The organism is Bacillus sp. ABP14 (assembly GCF_001831375.1).
Taxonomy (GTDB): domain Bacteria; phylum Bacillota; class Bacilli; order Bacillales; family Bacillaceae_G; genus Bacillus_A; species Bacillus_A paranthracis.
The window spans coordinates 1723025-1747677 of record NZ_CP017016.1 but is presented as its reverse complement, the minus strand read 5'-3'; the positions used below and the strand labels follow the sequence as shown (position 1 = coordinate 1747677).

At 36.0% G+C, this 24653-nt stretch carries 21 protein-coding genes, 1 pseudogene and 3 other annotated features; of the genes and pseudogenes, 6 read left to right on the top strand and 16 right to left on the bottom strand.

Annotated elements, in window-relative coordinates; genetic code table 11:
• The first annotated feature begins 170 nt into the window (after positions 1–170).
• Complete coding sequence (locus tag BGI23_RS09160) at positions 171–1274, top strand: CapA family protein (protein ID WP_070805751.1); 1104 nt, start codon at positions 171–173, stop codon at positions 1272–1274.
• A gap of 52 nt (positions 1275–1326) precedes the next feature.
• Positions 1327–1554: a hypothetical protein gene (locus tag BGI23_RS09155; protein ID WP_048527275.1), complete on the top strand. Its 228-nt coding sequence runs from the start codon at positions 1327–1329 to the stop codon at positions 1552–1554.
• 79 nt (positions 1555–1633) lie between these two features.
• On the opposite strand, the gene ilvA is transcribed toward BGI23_RS09155, so the two are convergent.
• Genes ilvA through ilvE form a run of 6 tightly spaced genes read right to left on the bottom strand, consistent with a single transcriptional unit; the run spans position 1634 to position 8534 of the window.
• Positions 1634–2896 (bottom strand): threonine ammonia-lyase IlvA, encoded by a 1263-nt coding sequence (gene ilvA, locus BGI23_RS09150; protein ID WP_070805750.1) that lies wholly within the window; start codon positions 2894–2896, stop codon positions 1634–1636.
• A 31-nt stretch (positions 2897–2927) separates the two neighbouring features.
• Positions 2928–4601, bottom strand: coding sequence for a dihydroxy-acid dehydratase (ilvD, locus tag BGI23_RS09145; RefSeq protein ID WP_070805749.1), 1674 nt, complete (start codon positions 4599–4601; stop codon positions 2928–2930).
• Between the two features lie 46 nt (positions 4602–4647).
• Positions 4648–5655 carry a ketol-acid reductoisomerase gene (ilvC, locus tag BGI23_RS09140; RefSeq protein WP_070805748.1) on the bottom strand — a complete coding sequence of 336 codons (1008 nt, stop codon included), beginning with the start codon at positions 5653–5655 and terminating at the stop codon, positions 4648–4650.
• Between the two features lie 14 nt (positions 5656–5669).
• On the bottom strand, positions 5670–5900 hold the full coding sequence (locus tag BGI23_RS09135; RefSeq protein ID WP_000019911.1) for an ACT domain-containing protein: 231 nt from the start codon (positions 5898–5900) through the stop codon (positions 5670–5672).
• On the bottom strand, positions 5897–7612 hold the full coding sequence (ilvB, locus tag BGI23_RS09130) for an acetolactate synthase large subunit (RefSeq protein WP_070805747.1): 1716 nt from the start codon (positions 7610–7612) through the stop codon (positions 5897–5899). Before ilvB ends, BGI23_RS09135 begins: the two co-directional genes overlap by 4 nt.
• A gap of 22 nt (positions 7613–7634) precedes the next feature.
• On the bottom strand, positions 7635–8534 hold the full coding sequence (gene ilvE, locus BGI23_RS09125) for a branched-chain-amino-acid transaminase (RefSeq protein WP_070805746.1): 900 nt from the start codon (positions 8532–8534) through the stop codon (positions 7635–7637).
• Positions 8535–8686: 152 nt separating this feature from the next.
• Positions 8687–8926, bottom strand: a binding site (T-box leader).
• Between the two features lie 67 nt (positions 8927–8993).
• Positions 8994–9239, bottom strand: a binding site (T-box leader).
• 194 nt (positions 9240–9433) lie between these two features.
• On the opposite strand from ilvE, the gene msrA reads away from it, so the two are divergent.
• Positions 9434–9970 carry a peptide-methionine (S)-S-oxide reductase MsrA gene (gene msrA / locus BGI23_RS09120; RefSeq protein ID WP_070805745.1) on the top strand — a complete coding sequence of 179 codons (537 nt, stop codon included), beginning with the start codon at positions 9434–9436 and terminating at the stop codon, positions 9968–9970.
• A gap of 164 nt (positions 9971–10134) precedes the next feature.
• Here msrA and BGI23_RS09115 read toward each other — a convergent pair whose 3' ends face one another.
• From BGI23_RS09115 to BGI23_RS09100, 4 genes are all read right to left on the bottom strand, one after another.
• Positions 10135–10335, bottom strand: a complete 201-nt coding sequence (locus BGI23_RS09115) for a hypothetical protein (protein ID WP_070805744.1) — start codon at positions 10333–10335, stop codon at positions 10135–10137.
• Positions 10336–10444: 109 nt separating this feature from the next.
• Positions 10445–11086, bottom strand: a complete 642-nt coding sequence (locus BGI23_RS09110; RefSeq protein WP_070805743.1) for a FusB/FusC family EF-G-binding protein — start codon at positions 11084–11086, stop codon at positions 10445–10447.
• A 110-nt stretch (positions 11087–11196) separates the two neighbouring features.
• Complete coding sequence (locus BGI23_RS09105; RefSeq protein ID WP_001015532.1) at positions 11197–11883, bottom strand: DUF421 domain-containing protein; 687 nt, start codon at positions 11881–11883, stop codon at positions 11197–11199.
• A 158-nt stretch (positions 11884–12041) separates the two neighbouring features.
• On the bottom strand, positions 12042–12305 hold the full coding sequence (locus BGI23_RS09100; RefSeq protein WP_000878319.1) for a CD3324 family protein: 264 nt from the start codon (positions 12303–12305) through the stop codon (positions 12042–12044).
• A 331-nt stretch (positions 12306–12636) separates the two neighbouring features.
• On the opposite strand from BGI23_RS09100, the pseudogene BGI23_RS09095 reads away from it, so the two are divergent.
• Positions 12637–13342: pseudogene (locus tag BGI23_RS09095) on the top strand (polysaccharide deacetylase family protein).
• 40 nt (positions 13343–13382) lie between these two features.
• Here the strand turns inward: BGI23_RS09095 and BGI23_RS09090 are convergent.
• Positions 13383–14720, bottom strand: a complete 1338-nt coding sequence (locus BGI23_RS09090; protein ID WP_001088183.1) for a sodium-dependent transporter — start codon at positions 14718–14720, stop codon at positions 13383–13385.
• Positions 14721–15020: 300 nt separating this feature from the next.
• Positions 15021–15243: a binding site (T-box leader), on the bottom strand.
• 220 nt (positions 15244–15463) lie between these two features.
• On the opposite strand from BGI23_RS09090, the gene BGI23_RS09085 reads away from it, so the two are divergent.
• Entirely contained in the window at positions 15464–17098 is a 1635-nt protein-coding gene (locus BGI23_RS09085) for a putative polysaccharide biosynthesis protein (RefSeq protein ID WP_070805742.1), read from the top strand.
• Between the two features lie 39 nt (positions 17099–17137).
• Here BGI23_RS09085 and BGI23_RS09080 read toward each other — a convergent pair whose 3' ends face one another.
• The 5 genes from BGI23_RS09080 to BGI23_RS09060 all read right to left on the bottom strand — a co-directional run bounded on the left by BGI23_RS09080 (position 17138) and on the right by BGI23_RS09060 (position 22468).
• On the bottom strand, positions 17138–17962 hold the full coding sequence (locus tag BGI23_RS09080; protein ID WP_070805741.1) for a DUF4037 domain-containing protein: 825 nt from the start codon (positions 17960–17962) through the stop codon (positions 17138–17140).
• An 81-nt stretch (positions 17963–18043) separates the two neighbouring features.
• Positions 18044–18556 carry a GNAT family N-acetyltransferase gene (locus BGI23_RS09075; RefSeq protein WP_070805740.1) on the bottom strand — a complete coding sequence of 171 codons (513 nt, stop codon included), beginning with the start codon at positions 18554–18556 and terminating at the stop codon, positions 18044–18046.
• 77 nt (positions 18557–18633) lie between these two features.
• Positions 18634–19551, bottom strand: coding sequence for a cysteine synthase A (gene cysK / locus BGI23_RS09070; protein ID WP_070805739.1), 918 nt, complete (start codon positions 19549–19551; stop codon positions 18634–18636).
• 10 nt (positions 19552–19561) lie between these two features.
• Positions 19562–20773 (bottom strand): MFS transporter, encoded by a 1212-nt coding sequence (locus tag BGI23_RS09065; RefSeq protein WP_070805738.1) that lies wholly within the window; start codon positions 20771–20773, stop codon positions 19562–19564.
• Positions 20774–21112: 339 nt separating this feature from the next.
• Positions 21113–22468: an RNA-guided endonuclease TnpB family protein gene (locus tag BGI23_RS09060; protein ID WP_070805737.1), complete on the bottom strand. Its 1356-nt coding sequence runs from the start codon at positions 22466–22468 to the stop codon at positions 21113–21115.
• Positions 22469–22985: 517 nt separating this feature from the next.
• Between BGI23_RS09060 and BGI23_RS09055 the strand changes: the two genes are divergently transcribed.
• Positions 22986–24626: a peptide ABC transporter substrate-binding protein gene (locus BGI23_RS09055; RefSeq protein WP_070805736.1), complete on the top strand. Its 1641-nt coding sequence runs from the start codon at positions 22986–22988 to the stop codon at positions 24624–24626.
• Positions 24627–24653: the final 27 nt, after the last annotated feature.

Sequence of the window (24653 nt, the reverse complement as noted above, 5' to 3'; positions counted from 1 at the left end):
GTTTATTCATTGATTTACAGGTTATCTATATGTTAACTTAATATTGAGAATATTAACAAATATTTTTTCAATACATAAACCGCATTTTTTATATCTGTACATAAACCAATTACTTTTTGTAGACTCATTGCTAATTTAATTGCGGGATAAACTCAAAAGGGAAGGTATTTATGAAAACTTTACTAAAACGATTTCTGTTAATAGCCTTTTGCATTACACCAATTGTTTTATTAATTAACTACTCTTTTACTTCAAAAGCGAAAGACAAACCTGATTTGCAAAACAAATCTAGTAAAACCGCTTCAACAAGTGAAAAGAAAATAGAAGACCCGGAAATCACACTCACCTTCTCTGGTGATACAATGTTCGATTGGCAATTACGTCCGGTAATCGAAAAAAACGGGGCTGACTATCCATTCCAGCATGTAAAAGAAGAAATAACAAAAGCTGATATTTCCTTCGTTAATTTAGAGTCAGCATTTACAACGAGAGAAAAGAAAGCTCCTGGACAACTGTTTTGGATTAAAAGTGATCCATCCACGCTTCAAGCTATAAAAAACACCGGTTATGACATCGTAAATATAGGGAATAACCATACACTTGATTATGGGCAAGATGGATTATTAGATACAATCTCTCATGTAGAAAAATTAAAGTTCCCTTATATCGGAGCCGGGAAAAATGCAAAAGATACATATACAGCACGAGAAATGACTGTAAAAGGGAAAAAGTTCAAATTTCTTTCCTTTGTTCGATTTATGCCTGATACGAATTGGGTAGCTGGTGACAATAAACCTGGTGTTGCGAATGGGTATGATTTAAATCTTGTAACAAAAACAATTAAAGAACAAAAGAAAGATGCAGACTATTTAATCGTCTATATGCATTGGGGCGTTGAGAAATCAAATCGTCCTGTAGAATACCAAAAACAATATGTACCTAAAATGGTTGAAGCAGGGGCTGACGCAATTGTCGGAAGTCACCCACATTGGCTTCAAGGATTTGAGTATTATAATAAAGTTCCTATCGCTTACTCATTAGGAAACTTTTTATTCCCAAGTTATGTGAACGGAAAAAGTGCCGAAACTGGCGTATTAACTTTAACTTTTAAAGGAAAGGATGTCCAAATGTCATTCAATCCTTACATCATTCGTAACAACCAAGTTTCCCCTGTGAATGAGGAGGAAAAGAGAAAAGCTCTACAATACTTACAAACAATTTCAACTGATGTAGAAATTGATGATACAGGGAACATAAAAAACAAACGGAACTAGACAGCACAAAATCTATTTCTCTGTAATACACTTTATAGAATAGGTGATGAATATGCTGAAAGATTTATTAGAAAATGTAAGTTTGTTAGAAAACATTTATAAAATTTCTATAGCCGTTCTACTTTTATGTTCATTTTTCTCTGTTAGACTTCTAAAAAAAATAAAACGTGAACGAAAGCTGACTACCTTTGAATTTACTATGTATGTCATCATTCGTATTGCGATACTCTTTTGGTTAACTAGCTTTATTCTTCTTGAATTTAATGAGTATCTAGTTTAACTTAAAAAAGATAGAACAAGCATTATATTTCCCCGCTTGTATCTATCTTTTTTATTTGGGTGCTAACTCTTTCCTTCTATTAAATAAGCAAATCAAACAAAACAGGATTTTTATTAAGCTCCATAAATTGAATGTTATTTTCTTTAAAACGGGTAATTAACTGCTCGTAATCTTCTTTATGTTTTAATTCTACTCCGACTAATGCTGGACCATTTTCCTTATTATGTTTCTTAATATACTCAAAGCGAGTAATATCATCTTCTGGTCCTAATCCTTTATCAAGAAATTCTCTTAGCGCACCTGAACGCTGCGGGAATTCAATGATGAAATAATGCTTTAACCCTTCGTAAATAAGAGATCGTTCTTTCATTTCTTGCATTCTATCAATATCATTATTTCCACCACTTAGCGTACAAACAACTGTTTTACCTTTTATTTCATCTCTATATAAATCAAGCGCTGCAATAGAGAGTGCACCAGCCGGTTCAGCTACAATCGCATTTTTCTTATACAGTTCTAAAATCGTCGTACAAACCTTTCCCTCTGGTACTAAAACAATGTCATCAATTACATCTTTACAAGTTTCAAATGTTAACTTTCCTACCTTTTTAACCGCTGCCCCATCAACAAAACTATCTATTTTCTCCAATGTGACATTATCGTTTTGAAGAAAAGCCTCTTTCATAGATGCTGCTCCCATTGGCTCTACCCCAATAACCTTTGTAGCAGGACTAACACCTTTCACATATGTACCAACACCTGATGCTAATCCACCACCACCAATTGCTGTAAAGATATAATCAACCGGTTTCTCCATATCATGCATAATTTCAACTGCCACTGTCCCTTGACCAGCAACTACGTACGGATCATCAAACGGATGAACAAATGTCATTCTATTTTCTTCACAATAACGCTGTGCTTCTTGGAAAGAGCTATCAAATGTATCACCAACTAATACAATTTCCGCAAAATCACCACCGAAAAATTGTACTTGTGACACTTTTTGTTTAGGTGTCGTCGTCGGCATGAAAATTTTTGACGGAATCTTCAATAAATTACACGTATAAGCTACTCCTTGCGCATGATTACCAGCACTTGCACAAACAACACCGTTTTGTAATTGCACTTTCGGTAAACTTTGAATTAGATTATACGCACCACGAATTTTGAAAGAGCGAATTAATTGTAAGTCTTCTCGTTTTACATAAACGTCACAATCATATTTCTCAGATAAAACTGTATCACGTTGTAACGGTGTTTTAATAACGATATCCTTCATGCAATTATGAGCCATTAAGATATCTTCAATTTTCACTCTCTCCTTTACCTTTTGCACCATTATATATCATCCTTATCTCTTTTATATTGGCTCAATCAAAATTTGGGACTTTTAAGACTGCACCTGTATTCGCCGACGTTACCATCTGTGCGTAACGCCCAAGCCATCCCGTTTTCACTTTCGGTTCTGGTCGTTTCCATTCTTTTTTACGCTTATCTAATTCTTCATCACTAATTCTTACTTCTAACAACCTTTCCTCAACATCGATACAAACGATATCCCCTTGCTTGAGAAGTGCAATCGTTCCGCCCGCAGCTGCTTCTGGCGAAATATGCCCTACTGAAATACCACGTGAAGCACCAGAGAAACGACCATCGGTTAACAACGCAACATCTGCACCTAATCCCATGCCAGCAATCGCTGACGTTGGTGCTAACATTTCCGGCATACCAGGACCGCCTCTTGGTCCTTCATAACGAATAACAACTACATCCCCTTTCTTAACCTTCCCAAGCATAATGCCTGCAAGCGCCTCATCTTGCGAATTAAAAATAACGCATGGTCCTTCAAATCGTTTTACTTCAGTTGCCCCACTTTTAATAACTGCCCCATCCTTCGCAAGGTTTCCTTTTAATATACGTAATCCACCTTCTTCACTATGAGGGTTTTCAAGAGAATGAATAACTTCCTTATCTTTAATCTCTGCATGAGCAATGTTCTCTCTTAAGGTTTGCCCAGTAGCAGTAATACGATCTAGATGAAGTACTCCCTCTTTTCGGCTCATCTCTTTCAAAATGGCACTAATCCCGCCCGCGCGATCAATATCTTCCATATGCCAATTGGACGCAGGGCTTACTTTACATAAATGTGGTACACGTCTTGAAACGGCATCAATACGGCTCATATCGTAATCTAGTCCTGCCTCATGTGCAAGTGCTAATGTATGTAACACTGTATTTGTTGAACCGCCCATCGCCATATCAAGCGCGAACGCATCATCAATTGCTTCTTCCGTTACAATGTCTCGTGGTTTAATATCTCTTTCAATTAAAATTTTTAATTTTTCTGCTGCTTGTTTAATTAATTCTTCGCGTCTTGGGTCAATAGCTAAAATACTTCCGTTACCAGGAAGAGCTAAACCTAACACTTCACATAAACAGTTCATAGAGTTCGCTGTAAACATACCAGAACAAGAACCACAAGATGGACAACCATGATCTTCAATATCCTTTAATTCTTCTTCTGAAATTTTACCAGATTGATAAGCTCCTACTCCTTCGAAAACAGAACTTAAATCGACAACGTCTCCTTTAGATGTTTTTCCAGCCGCCATCGGACCACCTGAAACAAATACAGTTGGAATGTTAATACGAAGTGCAGCCATCATCATACCGGGTGTAATTTTGTCACAGTTTGGAATACAAATCATGCCATCAAACCAATGTGCATTTACAACCGTTTCTACTGAATCTGCAATGATTTCACGACTCGGAAGCGAATAACGCATACCGATATGCCCCATTGCAATACCGTCATCTACTCCAATTGTATTAAATTCAAATGGAACCATACCTGCTGCACGCACTGCTTCTTTAACAAGTTTCCCAAACTCATTTAAGTGCTTATGACCTGGAATAATTTCAATAAAAGAATTACAGATAGCTATAAACGGTTTATCAAAATCTTCATCTTTTAAACCAGTTGCTTTTAATAAACTACGATGCGGCGCTTTATCAAAACCTTTTTTAATCATGTCACTTCTCATCTTGTCAAATCCCCTCTTACGTATTTTTCACTTACAATCTATTACTCTATTTCTTTACTAATTCTTTCGGTGCATGAATCCAGCTCATCATTTCACGAAGCTCTGCTCCTACTTTTTCTAACCCATGATTTTGTTCTGCTTTTTTCATCGCATTATACGTTGGACGCCCTGCTTGATTTTCTAAAATCCATTTCTTCGCGAATTCGCCTTGCTGAATCTCTGTAAGTACTCGTTTCATCTCTTTCTTCGTTTCATCTGTAACAATTCTCGATCCTGTTACATAATCCCCAAACTCTGCCGTATCTGAAATAGAATGGCGCATGTTCGTTAAACCACCTTCGTACATTAAATCAACGATTAACTTTAATTCATGTAAACATTCAAAGTATGCAATTTCAGGGCGATATCCGCCTTCCGTTAATGTTTCAAAACCAGCTTTCACAAGTGCAGTTACCCCTCCGCAAAGTACAGCTTGCTCTCCGAATAAATCCGTTTCGGTTTCTTCTTGGAATGTCGTTTCAATTACACCTGCACGTGTACACCCTACACCTTTTGCATACGCAAGTGCTACACGTAAAGCTGTGCCCGTTGCATCTTGATGCACTGCGACTAATGCTGGAACACCATTTCCTTCTTGAAATACACGGCGAACGAGATGACCTGGACTTTTTGGCGCAACCATCGCTACATCTACGTAACTTGGCGGATTAATTTGGCCGAAGTGAATGTTAAATCCATGTGAGAAAAGTAACATTTGTCCTTCACGAAGATTCTCTTCTACCTCTGCTTTATACACATGAGCTTGCTGTTCATCTGGCAGTAACATTTGTACAACTTGTGCGGTTCGAACCGCTTCTGATACAGACATTACTTCAAATCCATCCGCTTTCGCTACTTCATACGACTTACCAGGACGAACACCAACTACAACTTCTACACCAGAATCACGTAAATTTTGCGCTTGTGCATGACCTTGTGATCCATAGCCAACTACTGCAACAGTTTTCCCTTGTAGTAAATCTACATTTGCATCTTTCTCATAATACGTTTTCATATTCCATACACTCCTTATAATGTATTTACTTGTAGTACATCAATTAATTTTTTCAACTGACTAACAAGTAATGTCGCTTCATTTTCAGTACAAACTGCTGTGAGTTTCATTTCAGAAACACCATTATTATCTCTTTCGTTTAAATGTAAAGAAGAAATATAATAACCACGCCGAGCAAAAATCCCACTTATACGTAATAAGACGCTTGGCTCGTTATGAATAACGAGTGAAAAAGTATGACTCATTCTTCCCACCTCTTCATAATCATTTCGTTATTCCCTTTATTTGGTGGAACCATCGGAAATACGTTTTCACCTTCTTCTACACAAAAATCAACTACGACAGGTCCTTCATGAGCAAATGCTTCTAACATCACTTGTTTCGCCTCAGTTGAATTTGTCGCTCTTAACCCTTTCACTCCATAAGCTTCTGCCACTTTCACAAAATCTGGCGATCCAATTTTCGACTCTGATAATCGATTTTCATAAAACATTTCTTGCCATTGCCTTACCATCCCTAAAAATTTATTGTTTATAATAAATACTTTTACAGGGATGTTATTTTCAGCAATTGTTTGTAGTTCTTGAATATTCATTTGAAAAGAAGCATCACCTGCAATACAAATAACGAGTTCTTCTTCTTTTGCAAGCTGAGCACCAACTGCCGCCGGGAAGCCAAATCCCATCGTTCCTAATCCACCTGATGTTAGAAAAGTCCGCGGGTTTTTCGCTTTATAAAAATGTGCAGCCCACATTTGATGCTGTCCTACTTCTGTCGTAACAATCGCTTCACCATTCGTTAATTCACTTACTAAGCTAATAACATGCTGTGGTTTTAACTCACTTTCTTTTTGAATATAGGAAAGAGGGTATTCCGCTTTCCATTCCTCGGTTTTCGTAATCCATTCATCTGTCTGTGTACAAATCGGCATATGTAACAACATGTGTAACGCTTTTTTCACATCTCCAACAACTGGATATTCCACAGTTACATTTTTATGAAACTCCGAAGAATCTATATCAATATGTACCTTTTTCGAATGCGGAGAAAAGAGTTCTAATTTCCCTGTTACACGGTCATCAAAACGAACACCTAAAGCAAGTAATAAGTCACATTCTGTTACTGCCATGTTTGCAGCGTACGTTCCATGCATACCGAGCATTCCTAAAAATAATGAATCTCCCGGCGGATACGCACCCAGTCCCATTAAAGTTGACACGACTGGAATACGATTTTCTCTTGCAAATTTGATTAGTTCATCAGATCCACCTGAATGAATGATCCCTCCTCCGATATAAAGAAGTGGGCGTTTTGATTTTGAAATTACTTTAGCCACCTCTCTAAGTTTCATGCTGTCTGGTACGAGTTCTGGTTTGTACCCCGGAATATCAATTTCTTCATTAAAGAAACTGGTGACTTTTGCATTTTGAACATCTTTTGGAATATCAATTAATACTGGTCCTGGCCGCCCGCTTTCGGCGATGTAAAAAGCTTCTTGTACAATGCGCGATAAATGATTCACATCACGAACTTGGTAATTATGCTTCGTAACAGGTACTGTAATTCCGACAACATCCGCTTCTTGAAATCCATCTTTACCAATTAAAGGCGTTGCAACTTGCCCTGTAATGACAACTAAAGGAATCGAATCCATATAACCATCTGCTAAGCCCGTAACTAAATTTGTCGCCCCTGGGCCAGAGGTAGCAAAGACTACCCCGACCTTTCCAGAAGCTCTCGCATATCCTTCTGCCGCATGAATAGCAGCTTGTTCATGACGAGTTAAAATGTGCTTTAAACCACTTCCGTATAACGCATCGTACACTGGCAAAATCGCTCCGCCCGGATAACCGAAAACAGTCGTTACGCCTAAATTCTTCAAACATTGAATAACGTGTCCAGCTCCTGTCACATCTTCACGCTGTAATTTCTCATATGTTGTATACTGTTGCTCCATTTTAATTAACTCCTCTCCCTACCTACAGTAAGCTTTCCGCCAATCCTGGAACACGTACTCCTCTTTCTCTCGTTAACTTTTTAAATTCCTCTGTCAATTGTTTTGTTACACTTCCTGGTTTCCCATCTCCAATTTCTCTTGAATCAACTTTTACAACAGGAATTAATTCTGCTGCCGTTCCCGTTAAAAACACTTCATCTGCTACATATACGTCATGGCGAGTAAATGGCCTTTCCTCACATGGAATATGAAGTCGCTCACATAGCTCAATAACACTATTTCTTGTAATACCTTCTAATGCTCCTAAATAGGATGGCGGGGTTAATACTTTTCCATCTTTCACAACGAAAACATTATCTCCAGATCCTTCACAAACATATCCTTGTTGATTTAACATAAGAGCCTCTAGCACTCCTGCTTGTGCCGCTTCAATTTTTACAAGTACGTTATTTAAGTAGTTCATTGACTTAATGCGTGGGTCTAATGCATCTGGTGTGTTACGTCGTGATGCAACAGATACAACGCTTAGTCCGTTATCGTAAAATTCTTGCGGGAATAACTTTAATTGTTCTGCAATGATAATAACGCTCGGTTTCACACAACTTCTCGGATCGAGCCCTAAGTCACCTTTTCCTCTTGAGACAATTAATCGAATATAAGCATCAGCGTATTCGTTTTTTTGAAGTGTATGTAAAACTGCTTCTTCCATTTCGTCAACCGTCAGCGGGATTGTAAGTAAAATAGATTTTGCCGATTCATATAATCGTTTTACATGTTCTTTTAAACAAAATACATTTCCACCGTAACTACGAATCCCTTCAAATACACCGTCTCCGTATAAAAAACCGTGATCATATACTGAAACAACTGCCTTTTCTTTTTCTACAAATTCCCCATTCATATAAATGGACTGATTTCCCATCTCACATCGCTCCTCTTTTTTTCTCTCTATTTTTGCAATCTATTTCTATATCGATTGCTGAGATGAGTGTTTTTAACAGAATATTCAGTATATAAATCTTAAAAATATACTCGTCTCAACAATCGATTACATACATACTTGTAGCAATCCATTGCTGAGACGAGGGAATCGTGGTACCACTCAGCTTCCTTACACTTCTCACGAAATGTAAGCTCTGCAAGTCCAATTAGACTTTTGTTTTTCTATCGGAAACAACTCCGCAACTTTTTACTAGTTTTCAAAAGTAGTGCTCCGGGGTGATCTTCAATGATGAAATTGTTACCACCCTCACAGCATCTGGGTAGCTCTCTGAAACAATTTTTATCATTTACTCTCCTCTTCTACGCATTTTCTTATTCTATTTTTCAAAATAAAAACTCTCGCCTCAGCAATCAACTACTACAATTTAGTAGCTTTGATTGCTGAGGCGAGAGTTTCGCGTTACCACTCAGCTTCCTTATACTTCTCACGAAATATAAGCTCTGTAGGTCCAATTAGACCCCCGTCCTTTTACCGGAGACGATGCCGTCGCCCTCTACTCAGTTTCCCTTTCGCAAGCGATGCTCCGAGGTGATCTTCAATGATTCGATTGTTACTACTCTCACAGCCTTGGAGTAGCTCTCTGAAACGATCATAATCATCTACTTTCCTCTTCTTTGCATATACAATATATAAAGTTAGAAAATTCTTAATTAACTTTTATTTGTTACACGTATTATAGGACGTTGTTCTTTTCATTGTCAACATGTTTTTTAAAAAATATTTTTAATAATACATATATTTTCGAATCTTTTTTATTGCGCAATAAAACTTTTTATATAATACTATATAAAACATATATATTTAGGAGGATTACAACAATGTCCGAAAAAACATACGAACTCGCAACCTTCGCAGGCGGTTGCTTTTGGTGCATGGTAAAGCCGTTTGATGAACTTCCTGGTATTCATAAAGTACTTTCCGGCTATGCAGGTGGTCATGTAGAAAACCCAACATATGAACAAGTTAAAGCGGGTACATCTGGTCATTTAGAAGTCGTACAAATTACATTCGACCCTTCTATTTTTCCATATAAAAAATTACTAGATTTATATTGGCCACAAATCGATCCAACTGATGATGGCGGACAATTTTTTGACCGTGGTCCATCTTATCGCACCGCTATTTTTTATCATACTGAAACACAAAAAGAGCTTGCTGAAAAATCAAAACAAACTCTTGCGGAAAGCGGTATGTTTAAAGAGCCAATCGTAACTGAAATTCGCCCGGCTGCACCTTTTTATGAGGCTGAAGAATACCATCAACACTTCTATAAAAAGAATCCAGAAAAATATGCTACTGAGCAAAAAGAATCTGGCCGTGCAGACTTTATAAAAGAAAATTGGCAAAAAAAATAATAAAAATGCATCGTACCTTTTAAGTACGATGCATTTTTATCTTTGAAAAAAGTACCATACAATGATGAGAACAACCGCTGTTAATGTCCAAAGTGCGATTTCGTTTTTCACTCTACTCTTTTTCTTAGTCATTTCGTTTCTCCTAGTATAGCAATTAAACATAGTCAAGACTTCCTTTGTTTAATTGTCCACTTCATAAAAGCAAATAAATCCTTACAAATTCTTATAACAAGACCACCAACGATTCCGATTGTAATTGAAATTACTAACATCTGTACAAAACTAAGAGTAGTTGTGTATGTTATGTAGATAACAATACATATAAGTAAAACATCCGGTAAAGAAAGTAAAAACTTTTTAAACATTTCTTTAGCTCTCCTATGTTTTATTTATAAATTATATCTTTTAAAAAAGAAATCTATTACCGTTTCTTAAATAAAAAACCTCCAGTTTAAGCACTAGAGGTTTTCCATTTTATTTCTTCAATCTCTCAATAAAATCCTGTAATTTATCAAGTGATTTCATATTCTGATTACAGGCCACGGCATCTTTGCAAATATAGTTTCCCTTTTTCACGAAAGTTCCTGGTATATCACCTTTAATTTCAACTAAAAACATCCCTACTTCTTCATGTCCGTGACATAAAGAACAAATGCTCTTTTTATTTAAACTTTGAAACGTTCCTTGCAGACCAACAAACTTATTTTTATCATTTTTCGCTATAATAAATTTCCTACTTGACCCTTTATCAATCCAGCTTAAATAAGATAATTCTTTCATATCCAGTTCTTCCATATCAGGAAGTTTCAACTTTTTCGCTTTAGGAAATAATTTTTTTAATGTTTGTGCTGTAACTTCCTGAAACGGAATGACGTACGGATTTATTTTCATTAAAAACGATTCTGCATCTTCTCTATTTTGAACTGTTAATACCGTATCGATTAACTCTTTCTGCTCATCCGTTAAATTCTCAAATACATGTATTATCTTTTCAATTGCTAATGATTTTAACGCTTGAATGACACCTCTATCATTTGCCGTTGCGTGCCCATTCGCTAAAATATAAGCTTGTGATTTTATAAAATTATATTGATCACTTCTAATAAAAGCTTCCATCTTTATCACTCCATACAAATTGTTGATCTAATCTTATTGTATACAATGATTTAGCTTTTTGGTATGTAAAAGATAACTTAGAAACGAATATTACATACATCGATTATATTTTACCGCTCCATTTCCTGACAAAAGAAGCCATCATCTGTTTTCCATTCCGCATATAACACGTCTTCAAATTTAGTAATTCCTTTTTGCTTTATTTGCTTATACAGCCATCCTTCATCAAAGCCCGCTTCTCTCAAATTATCTTTCACTACTTTTCCATCACTAATTAATGAAATTGGTAAGTATACAGGCTTATGTTTTAAACTTAAATCATTTATAGTGGGAGATTCGTATTTACTTTTTTTCAGAACACTTATATTTCCGTTAGGTTCTAGTATCATATATTCAACTTCTCGGATTGAAAATATATCTTTTTGTTGCCTAAGCATTTGTTGTAATTGGTTAATGTCCAAATGATTTACACTTAATTGTTCACGATCAATCTTTCCATTACGAATAATAATTGAAGGATATCCTTCAAAAAACCTTCTTGTTCCTCTTATTTTTTGCGTTATCACTTCTATTGTATAAATTAAAATTACCCAAACAAATACTGAATATAAAATAGACCACACTTTAATTTTAGGGTCATATATTGAATTTCCAACGAGCTCACCAAGGACGATAGCAGAAATAAAATCAAAGGGTGTTAGCTGAGATATTTGTGTTTTCCCTAGTATTTTTGTAGCAATTAATAGAACAAAGAAACCAATTAAAAGCTCTATCGTTATTTGTCCAATATGATTCATATATGTTCACCTTTCTACTTTTCAAGTGCTCTGTATACCATTTTATAAAAAAACGGCACATTTTTTTATATTATCATGCCCGTTCACATCTCATATATCCAATACATATAAAACAAAAGAGTCTGATTCAAAGTAATATGAATCAGACTCTTTTCCTCTTATTTAGAATACACAATCTTTTTAATCGTTTCTCCGGAAAGAAAATACTCTTCTGCAAGTTGATGAATAGCAATTCCACTTTTAAACGCTTCTTTAATGGCTTTGTTTCTTTCATCTAACTGTTTTCTTCCTCCAGATCGTGTCCCCCATTTATAATGTTTCGTTTCTTGTTTTGGAATGTAAATTGTTTCACCTTGTATATACTTTTGAATTTCAGTAATTAAACTCTCTGGTAAAACTGCCTTAGCTTTTACGTATTTCATTTCTGCTCGCCCCTTATTTTTTATGGTTCATTTCAATAAGGTGCAAAGCCAAATACAAAAAAATGATACAAGCTCATTTTGGCGATGAATTGTATATTACTTGTCTACCTCACGCAAAGTATCGCCATTTCCATACTTGGCTTTGCATGAGACGCTGCAGTGTCTGGCAATTGAATTATAATCGCCATGTAAACACCTCCTAATATACCTTTTTCATTACATTATATGATAAATTCCTTCCCCTTGCATCCACATCCTTTTTAAAGCATGAAATTACTTAGTTTGATATAATACTTTTTAGTCCAATCAAAAACTATAGTGAGGTTGCGTTATGAAGAAGAAAAAAATCATTACAATCTTTACAATATTCATTATTACTGTAGCATTATTCGGAACATACAAATTGATGAATGCAAGAAGCTTTCAATTATTTGGAGATTTAACAAATCGAGTAGAAACAAATGAAAAGGTGATTGCTTTAACTTTTGATGATGGCCCCTACTAACAATGTAAAACAAATATTACCGCTACTAGATACATACAATGCAAAAGCTACTTTCTTTTTAATTGGAAATGAATTAGAGAAAAACCTATCGTTTGGAGAATCTATCGTACAATCTGGACACCAAATTGGAAACCATACATATTCTCATAACAGAATGGTTTTTAAAACACCTTCTTTTATTAAAGAAGAAATAGAAAAAACAAATTCATTAATCCGCCGAATAGGATTTACAGGCGAAATTGATTTTAGACCACCTAATGGAAAAAAATTAATTGGACTACCATATTATTTAAATAAAAATAATATCGAAACGATTACATGGGATCTTGAACCTGATACTTTTTATAATTCTGCTGCTGATAAAATTGAATATGTTAATAAAAATGTAAAACCAGGTTCTATCATTTTACTGCACTCTATGTATGATGAGTCTAATGAAAGTTTACAGACCATTGAAGGTATTTTAGACTCTTTATCTAAGAAGGGCTATCAGTTCGTAACAGTAAACGAACTACAAAAAAGAACAAAGTAAGAAAGGTAGCGTATCATTGTATGATACGCTACCTTTTTGTTTAAATAATGCCCAGTACATTTAAGAATACGATAATAATCGCAATTGGTGCGATGAAGCGAAGTAAGAATAGCCATAATACGAATAATTTATAGCCTTTATTTTTACTTACCCCAAGCTCTTTCATTAATACATCTTTCTTCATTTTTAAAGGAACAAAGATAGAAACTAATAAAACACCAAGTGGCATTAATACGTTACTAACTGCATAATCAGCTAAATCAAAGACTGTCTTTCCGAAAATCTTTAGATCACTTAATATACCGAATGATAGTGCTGATGGTACTCCAACAACGAAGATTAATAAACCTACGATTAAAGCCATTTTTTCACGTTTCCCTTTACCTTTTGCAGTTAAAGATGCAACGCTAATTTCTAACATCGAAATTGCTGATGTAATAGTAGCAAAGAAGAATAGTAGTAAGAAAACGATGAAGAATAATTTTCCGAATGCCATTTTACTAAAAATAGCTGGCAGTACGATAAATAATAGTCCCGGTCCTTGAGATGGTTCCATTCCAAATGCGAACACTACTGGGAAAATTGCAAGTCCTGCAAGTAATGTAATCACAAGCGTTAAAGCTACGATAGAAAATGCTGAACGCGGTAAACTTTCTTCTTTCGGTAAGTATGAGCTATACGTTACCATTACTGCTACTCCGACTGATAGTGAGAAGAACGATTGTCCCATCGCATATAAAATCACTTCTGATGTTACATGTGAGAAATCAGGTTGTAAGAAGAAACGAACGCCTTCTCCAGCACCATCTAACGTAAGTGCACGAACGATTAATACAAAGAATAAAACGAATAGTGCTGGCATGAAATATTTATTTACTTTTTCAACACCATTTTGTACACCTTTACTTACGATAAAAATAGTAATAAGGATGAATAATAGCTGTGAGCCAACGGCTAAATACGGATTGGAAATGATTTCACCAAACGTAGCTTCGTATGCGCCATTTCCTTCCCATAGTCTACCTGTAATTGCATTCCATAAATATAATAAAATCCAGCCTCCTACAACACTGTAGAAAGAAAGTAATATGAAACAAGTTACAATCCCTAATTTCCCTAACCATGGCCATAATGTTTTTGGTGCGATTTCTCTATACGCATCAACAGCCTCTTTTTGTGTACTTCTTCCAATTACGAATTCAGCTAATAATAGCGGTAAACCAATTAATAATGTGAAACCGATGAAAATAAGAAAGAACGCGCCGCCCCCTCCAATTCCGGCCATATACGGGAACTTCCAAATTGCCCCTAGACCAATCGCTGAACCTGCCGCAGCTAATACGAAACCTAATTTCGATGTCCATTGCTGTGAATTCATTTGTTAATCTCCTCTCTTTATCTTTTTCTGTTTTACAATTCGGTATTTATATTGTTCTATCCACACTCTTTTCTAATACGTTCACTTCCTCTCTACTAATAAAAAACGCCCCTACGTAAATACGTAGGGACGACAAAAATATCGCGGTACCACCCTAGTTATGAAGATACAACAAAGTTAGGACCTAAATAAAAAACGTCCCTACGCAAATACGTAGGGACGATAAATTATCGCGGTACCACCCTAGTTATGAAGCCACAACAAAGTAAGACCTAAATAAAAAACGTCCCTACGTAAATACGTAGGGACGATAAATATCGCGGTACCACCCTAGTTGTGAAACAATCTTCACCACTTTATTTGATAACGGTATAAACTACCGTCTTTCATTTCCTCATAATGTGAGATTTATGAAAGATGCTCCAGGACGAACTTCATGAATAATCTATATACTGATTCACACCAACCATCAGCTCTCTGTAATAGGGAGATATTCACTACTATACCCTTTCATTGCCCAAATATTATTTTCCGAATTGATTACTATCATTTTTATCACACATTAAAAATAGTGTCAACTTATATTTTGAATTTTTACGTATTACATTCTATTTGAAAATGTAAAATATGACTTTTAAGTGAATAATATTAGAATATTTATGTTCCATACTATATTAACTACTCTAACAGGTTTATAGTAATATACGATAAACGTAAGACAGCACGAGTAGGAGGAAAGAATTTTGTCTACTTCAAAAGTTTTAAAAGGAACTGCTTTATTAAGCGGCGCAACAATGATTTCACGTATATTAGGTTTTATATACTTCTTCCCTTTTCAACTATTAGTCGGAACACAAGGGGTCGCTTTATATGGATATGCATACTCTTGGTACGGAATTTTATTAAGCTTTTCAACAGCGGGTATTCCTATTGCCGTTTCCAAATTCGTTGCAAAGCATAATGCGCTTGGTGATTATAGTACAAGCAAAAAATTATACAACTCTAGCGTAAAATTAATGTTATTTATGGGATTTTTAGGGTTTTTAGTTTTATTTATTGGAGCACCATACATATCACAATTTATTATTCGCTCGAAAACGCCAGATCCACAATTTATCGCTGACGTAACACTTACGATGCGAGCATTAAGTTTCGCACTTATTATCGTACCAGCAATGAGCGTTACACGTGGTTATTTCCAAGGATTTCAACATATGAAACCAAGCGCTGTTTCTCAAGTCGTAGAACAAATTGCACGCGTTGTTTTCATTTTAGTTGGTAGCTTTATCGTCTCAAAACTATTAGGAGGTTCCGTAGCCTCTTCTGTTGCAGTTGCTACGTTTGGAGCTGTTATCGGAGCACTTGCAAGTGTCTCTATTTTAATGATGTACTGGAAAAAATATAATGGGTTAAAACCTCCCGAAGGTGAATTAAAATCAAGAGCATCCAATATTCCATTAAAAAATATTTATATAGAATTACTTCGATATGCCATCCCAATTGTATTTGTCGGCATCGCAATTCCACTCTACACGTTAGTAGATCAATATACTGTAGCTGATGTCCTTAGAGCGATGGGAGATCCGTTAGAAACAGCAAATGCAGTTTTCGCTTATATAACGAACTATGCCCAAAAGTTAATTATGATTCCAGCTTCACTTGCAACTGGATTCTCCTTAACGATCATTCCGGCTATAACGAAATCTTATACAAGCGGGAAATTAGAAGAATTACAAGAACAAATTTCAAAGATATTTCAAGTCTTGTTATTCTTCACGATCCCGGCTGCATTTGGTCTTGCTAGCATCGCTTACGATGCATTCCGCATGGTTTATGTAAATCCTGAAATCGCACTTGGTGGATCACAATATTTAATTTCATTCGCACCGTCTGCTATATTAAGTGCGATTTTCACAGTTTCAGCAGCTATTTTACAAGGAATCGATTATCAAAGAAAAACAATGATTGCATTCTCAGCCGGGATTCTCGTTAAAGTTGTAGTAAATACACCGCTCTTACATTTATTTGGCGGACACGGTGCTGTACTTGGAACCATTCTTGGATACCTCGTTTCCAATAGTATTATGTTGTACTGCATCGTTAAGTTTGCGAAATTTAAAATTGGTGAGACAGCAAAAACAGTATTTCTTATTACAATTTACTCCGCAGCAATGTCTGCTGTTGTGATGGCATTAAAATCAATTTTAACATGGTTAATTCCTGGACAAACTTATATGGAATCACTTCTCATTGTCGTTATATGCGGCGCTGTAGGAGGGCTTGTTTACCTTTTATTCGTATTAACTAGTGGACTTGCTTCACATATTCTCGGTGATAGAATTCAACGCTTACCTATACTGGGGAAATTAGTAAAATAAAAAACAAAAAGATGTAACAAGGGTTACATCTCTTTGTTTTTATTTCGCATATTGAATACGCTTTTGCTGTTCAGCAATATGTAATTCCGGAGCATGGTGTTCTACTAACTGTAATAGCTCCTCGATTAACACTCCTAACTCCTGTATACTATACTCTGGTTTCCCTATTAACGTATTCGCCATACGCTCATATAAGTTTTCAGGCTTAATAATCATTCGTTCCACATTATATGGCATCCATTTAAACGCCGGGTGATGTACATACATTTTATTCAAACCAAATAAGACCCCAAATATATTTCTTTGTGCTTCACAAATAACATCATATAGCATAAGCCAGTCTTTTCGTTTTAAAAGTGCCTCTCGATTATGCCAGCGATTACTTAACCAAAGATTTTCTGAAATCATCCGTTTCGCTAGGTCTTCTGGATATGCCATCACCCTATCTTTTAATTCATTTACTTTCTCTTCCCCATACAAACTAACTCCATCATGCACGGATGATACGATACATTGTTTTTCATAACTTATATCATATTGAACCACCACATCCTCAATAACTTTCTCTACTGTTTCTGTTAAAAAGTTACTAATCTCTAATTTAATTCCTTCTTTCGTCAAATATGTTTCCGACCATTCTTCTTCCTCGTAAGGATGGTATGACAAAATTGTTCCACCAATATAGTTAATAGGCCCTTTACGATCCTCATCCTCTGGTGGCATTGACCATAAAATATGTAGTTCTATATCTGAATGTTCATCTTCTAGCTTTCTAGCTACTGAACCAGCTAAAATAATAGCCTCCACTTTCGGAGTTTGCCTATAAATCTCCGACATTTCTATCGCTTTCTCTTTTAATTCCACTTCATTTCCCCCTATAATTGCAGCACAACTTTACTTTTTCATTTATCTATTTCGATATTAGCTTTTCAAATTCCTACTAGATCATATTTCTACCCAATAACGCTGAACAATTTCGCCTGTATGAGAAGAAACCACTTCATCTTCTAACACACCGCCAACCTTTTGAATTGTTTTAGCCGAAGCGATATTAACTTTATCGCAAGTTATTAGCACTTTCTTCAATCCTAATTTTTGCGCTTCACCCAATGCAAGTTTCAATTGTTTCGTCGCATAACCTTGGCGACGTTTATTTGGATGGACACTATATCCAATATGACCACTTTCCCGCAATAATTCTTCGTTTAACCGATGTCTAATATTTACAAAACCTATAAGTTCCCCTTTTTCAAAACTTAAAAATTGGCTAGACGGTACTCGATTACCTTGTAAGTTTTCTCCCGCTTCTTGTATACTCACTTTTTCAAACCATTCATCGAGAGAATCAAAATTTTGTAAAGAACTACTGCCGTGTGGTTGTTCATCAGCATGTAAAAACGCATCGCGATACTCCATAATTTGTTTGCTATATTCATATGTTGGTTTTAATAGTTTCATTGCGCTTCTCCTCTCTAAATAACCTACAACAAACCCCTTAATAGCTCTCTTTCACCATTAAGGGGTTTCTATCATTTTCATTCAAATAATCCCATACTCAAATAACGCTCCCCTGTATCAGGTGCAATACATAAAACTTTTTTACCAGCGCCTAATCGTTTTGCAATCATAATCGCTGCATAAACAGAAGCACCAGAAGACGGCCCAACTAATAACCCCTCTTGTCTAGCTAAGTTTCTCATTGTCGTTAAAGCCTCTTCGTCTGCAATTTGAATAATTTCGTTATACACCTCTGTATTTAAGTTCTTTGGGATAAACCCTGGACTTGTTCCTACTAGTTTATGAGGACCTGGAACACCTCCGGATAGTACGGGAGATCCTTTCGGTTCTACTACTGCAACATATAAATTTGGTAGTTTCTCTTTTAACGTTTCACCAGTCCCAGTAATCGTTCCACCAGTTCCTGCCGTTGCTACGAATGCATCAAGCTCTCCATCCATTTGTTCATAAATTTCAAGTGCAGTTGTATAACGATGAACATTCGGATTTGCCGGATTTTCAAATTGTTGCGGAATAAAACTATTTGGAATTTGCTTTTGCAATTCTAACGCTTTTGCAATTGCTCCTGGCATTCTTTGTTCTGCTGGTGTTAAAACTACTTCTGCTCCGTATGCTTTTAATAAATTTATACGCTCTTTTGACATATTATCTGGCATAATTAAAATCGCTTTATATCCTTTTGCGGCTGCATTCATTGCTAAGCCTATTCCTGTATTTCCACTTGTCGGTTCAATAATTGTATCTCCTGGTTTGATGAGACCATTCTCTTCTGCAACGTGCAATAAATTATAGGCAGCACGGTCTTTCACACTGCGCGATGGATTAAACATTTCTAGTTTGACATACACATCTGCTGCGTCTTCTGGAATAAATTTAGATAATCGGACGACAGGTGTATCTCCTATTAATTCTGTTACGTTTTCACATAATTTCATGGCGCATCCCCTATTCTATCGTTTTCTTATCACTTGGTAATAACCAAGAAGTAAGTCCAATTAATGGTAGACAACTACATAGTAACATAATGAATTGTAGACTATATATGTCCGCCAATTTCCCAAGGACTACAGATCCTAAAGCGCCGAGTCCAAACGCAAGCCCTACAATTAATCCAGATACCATTCCTACTTTTCCAGGAACAAGCTCTTGTGCATAAACAACAATTACACTAAAACTACTTGAACTAATAAAACCGATACATAAAAATAGCGGTACGACCCACACGAGCGAAACGTGAGGTAATAAAAGTGCAAGTGGCGCTGAACCTAGCATTGAAAATACAATAATTGTTTTCTTTCCAAATCGATCTGCTAGTGGACCACCAAAGAAAGTTCCTAATACACCAGCAATCATAAATGCGAATACGAAATACTGGGCATTTTTTATAGATAAACCGTAATGCTCAATTAAGTAAAATTGATAAAAATTCCCGATACCAGCACCGTACCAAGAGCGTACAAAAGTAAGGAAAACAAGAAGTAAAATAACAAATTTAATATGTGTACTGACAATCGCATTTTCCGCCTCAAGCGCAGCCCTCTTTTTTCTCCTCACAGCGCCAGTCGCTAATTCATTCCTATACCAATTTGATACGAAAATTAATAATACAATTCCTACCGCTGCAAAGGCCGTAAAACCTAAAGAACCAATTTGCCCAAGCGGAACGAAAATTAACGCTGTAAAAATAGGAGCTAGAGAATTACCTGTATTTCCTCCCACTTGATAAATCGCTTGCGCTAAACCTCGTTTCGTCCCTGCTGCCATATAAGCAACTCGGGCGCCTTCTGGATGAAAGACTGCGGAACCTAATCCGATAAATAAAACAGAAATAATAACAATAATAAAGTTCGGTGCAAACGCGAGTCCAATCATCCCAAGCATACTCGAAAACATACCGAGCGGTAATAAAAATGGTGACGGCTTCTTATCCGAATACATACCAAAAACCGGTTGCATAATCGATGATGTCATATTTAACGCAAACGCAATCCACCCTACTTGCATATAGGATAAATTCATCGTTTTTTCCAAAATAGGAAACAACGCGGGCACAACTGCTTGCATCGAATCATTTAAAAAATGACCGAAACTAATCGCAAATAATATTCGATATATTGTCGGTGTTTCTACTGTGTTTTTTTGCGAAACTACCTGCATATATGTATTTCTCCTTCCTGTACAAAATATATATTTATTACAGTAGGTGTAGTCAACTACCCCCACTGAGATACGGCGTTTCAGTGGGGGCTTGAGTTAGAACGCTAGGTCTTTTCGTCTATCGCTAGACAGTTTGACGCTCTAGCATTCATGCCACCATACGGTAACACCTCAAGTAAGTTTTTGGTTGGTACTGGCAACGAACGATTGTTTTCCCACTTGCACCACCCTTTCGAAAAAGAGCAGTTCTTCCTTATGGAAGAAGCCACCACTCAGATGAATCTGGCGTGTGCTACAAGCCCCGACAAGTCGAGTACACATGGATGGTTGACGCACCCACTAAGCTATGCGCGAAGCAACAGCCTTACGTTTTTGTACTTCTAATAGAATCGGTGTTTTCACTTTGAGGTTGTCAACCAATTGTACAACTCTTGATTTTTCCAACGTATTCAGCGCACCATTAATATCAGCGTGAATACATTTCCCTGATTTACTTTGGTACAGACCACGAGTCATTCGTTTGCCACTAAAGCGATAATGGGTCCTATCATCCTTAGACCAAACTGGAACCGGATCTTTATCCAGAAAACTAGCTTTTGAAGTATAGCTTTCTTCTTGTTTGAAAAATCGTATACCTTCTTTTACACATTTATTCTCAATTGCTGCAAGCAGTTTATGAAACGGGATTTGAACAAATGTTTGATTATTCTTTTTCCCCATATCAGATTTTTGTTTCCAACCAACGTTATATCCTACTACAACCGTATCTATGTTACATGCTTTCACTTTTTTAAATAACAGGCCTACAGTTTGTGAAATATAACCGTTTATTTGTCGTTCTCGTTTATGCCAAAGTGCAGACATTTTGTTCGTTACAACTCGTTTAGAAAGTCCATTTTCTACATTTTTCAGTTGTAGATTACGTATCATTTTGTTGAAGTACTGGTTAATGGATTTTAATTTTTTTCCATCAATTAAGAAGGCATCACCTGTATTTGTCACGCAACTTACTAATCTGTCTATACCTAAATCGCAACTCAAAGCGTTACTAGTAGTCGTGGATAGTTTCTTCATTTGAGAAACGTGCATTTCATATGTGTAATGCACCTCAAAGAACCGACCTTTTTGCTTCGGTACAATCTCAATGTAGGAGATTTTTTTATTTCTTATATTTTTTGGCATACGTATTTTAATGGAACCGAATTTTTTCCTGAACGCAACACTCATCGGGATCATCCAATATCCGTTCTCATCCACTTTTGGAGCTTGATAGATTTCAATGATTCGTTTGTCAGTGGAACGAGAATAATTCGGAAACTTAGGACGACCTGTGAATGTTTCAGTTTTTTTCTTCCACTGTTCTAATGCCTTAAAAAAGCTTTTTACTTCTGCATATAAGGCTCTACGAATGGCTTGGACAGAGTTTGATTGTATGCCCCAGTAGTTCATATCGGCTTGCATGGCGGTATCCACTTCCTTTACAGTAGCCATTCTATTATGATTCAAATAACTTTGTTTCATCGTGTACAACCCAACATTTCGCAATGCTTTTGAACTATGCGACATGCGCTGAAGTAAACGAAATTCTTTTGCAGTCAGGCAAGCTCGTCCAATATTCTGCTTCTGCGTGAAGCGTTGCATGGTTTCTCTTTTCTTTTGTTTACGTAATACTTTCACCGCTTTCTTTCTAGCCATTGTTTTCACCACCTTTCTTAGAAAGTTCATTACTTTTGACAATTCAACATTTGGAGCGAAATGTAAAAATAGTCTTCATCTTAATTCCTTTTGGTGCAAGTAACCGAATGATCATTATCCAATTTCGGTATCTTAAGATCTATTCCCTCCTTATCTAGGGACAGATTGTATCGTAGGACAAAAAGAAACAAATATTCGCCCCGAGAAATTTGTTATGAACGAAACAAAAGGGTTCAGCCTACCTTCTGACGGCAATTCATCTCCACCTGATTTGTTGGGTTTCACCCGTAACACAAATCAGATGGAGTCTTCTTGCCGAAAAGGATAAAGTAAAACTTTAACCGCGATAAATTCTGACTTTTGAAACATTTCTATTCTATACTGGTTTCATTTCTTTTTCCAGAAATATCACTTCTTACATAATATATTTTTTCTATATGCTTTATCGGATTTGTTTATAGAAATTTTCTATATTTTCTTTTATACTAAGGCAGAGATGAAGGAAAGGATGACAACTATGAAGAAAAAAACAAAGGGAATCGTTGCACTCTCAATCACATTATCTATGTTTTTAACAGCATGTGGTCAAAAACAAGAGGCAACAACTACTGGAGAAAAGAAAAAAGAATCTTCAAAACAAGTATTAAACATTGTAGAAGCTGGGGAAATTTCTACACTTGATTCATCTATCGCAACCGATGGGTTTTCTTACGCTGCTTTAAACAACGTAATGGAAGGATTATATATGCCTGGTCCTGACAATAAACCTGTTCCTGCAGCAGCTGAATCATACAAACTGAGCGAAGACGGAAAAACATATACATTTACATTACACGATTCAAAATGGTCAAATGGCGATCCAGTAACTGCTCATGATTTTGAATATGCATGGAAACGTGCCGTAAATCCAGAAACTGCTTCTGAATACGCACATATTATGTTCGATATTAAAAACGCAGAAAAAATAAATAAAAAAGAATTGCCAATTGACTCATTTGGTGTAAAAGCAATTGACGATAAAACATTAGAAGTACAGTTAGAACACCCTGTTCCATACTTTTTAGGTTTAATGGGATTTGCAACATTTTATCCTCAAAACAAAAAGATTGTAGACGCACAAGGGAAAAATTACGGGCTTGAAGCTGCAAATGTAGTTTATAACGGACCTTTCCAATTAAGTGAATGGAAACATGATACAAGTTATAAAATGACAAAAAACCCGAACTACTGGGATAATAAAAATGTGAAATTAAATGAAATTAATGTAAATATCGTAAAAGATACTTCAACAGCTGTTAATTTATTTGAAAGTAAACAAGTAGACCGAATTACGATTAATTCAGAGTTTGTTGATAAATATCAAAAAGATCCGAGCTTAAAGAAGATGGAACGTCCTTCTGTAACGTTTTTCCGATTTAGTCAAAAGAACCCTTTGTTAGCAAACAAAAATGCTCGTAAAGCTATTTCGCTTGCTTTTGATAAACAAGGAATCGCAACAACGATTTTAAACAATGGTTCTATACCTGCGAATGCATTCGTTCCAAAAGGATTCGTAAAAGGACCTGACAATAAAGATTTTCGCAGTACAAGTAATGTAAAAGTAGAAACAAATGTGAAAGAAGCTAAAACACTATGGGAAACTGCGAAAAAAGAAACAAACTTACAAAACGCTTCTCTTTCAATCATAACAACAGATGAGTCTAACGATAAAAAAATTAGTGAGTTTTTAAAAGGTGAGCTGGAGAAAAACTTACCTGGATTAAAAATCACATTACAACCACTTCCAGTAAAAGCATTTTTAGATCGTGAAGGAAATGGTGATTATGACATTTCACTTTCTACATGGGGACCAGATTATCCTGATCCTACAACATTTTTAAATATGTTCGTTACAGACGGACCGTTTAATAAGATGAGTTACTCAAACAAACAATACGACGAATTAATTGAAAAAACGAGCTCTATTTTAGTAACTGACTTACCAGCACGTTGGAAAGCGTTCCAAGATGCTGAGAAAATTTTACTTGAAGATGATGCAGCTATCGCTCCAATCTTCCAATCAGGGCTTGTATATTTAGAACGTCCAACCGTAAAAGGTGTTGTTGTTCGTCCATTTGCAGGAATTTATTCTTATAAATGGTCCTCTATTACAGAATAAGAAAAAGGCGATCCTAAAACATATTAG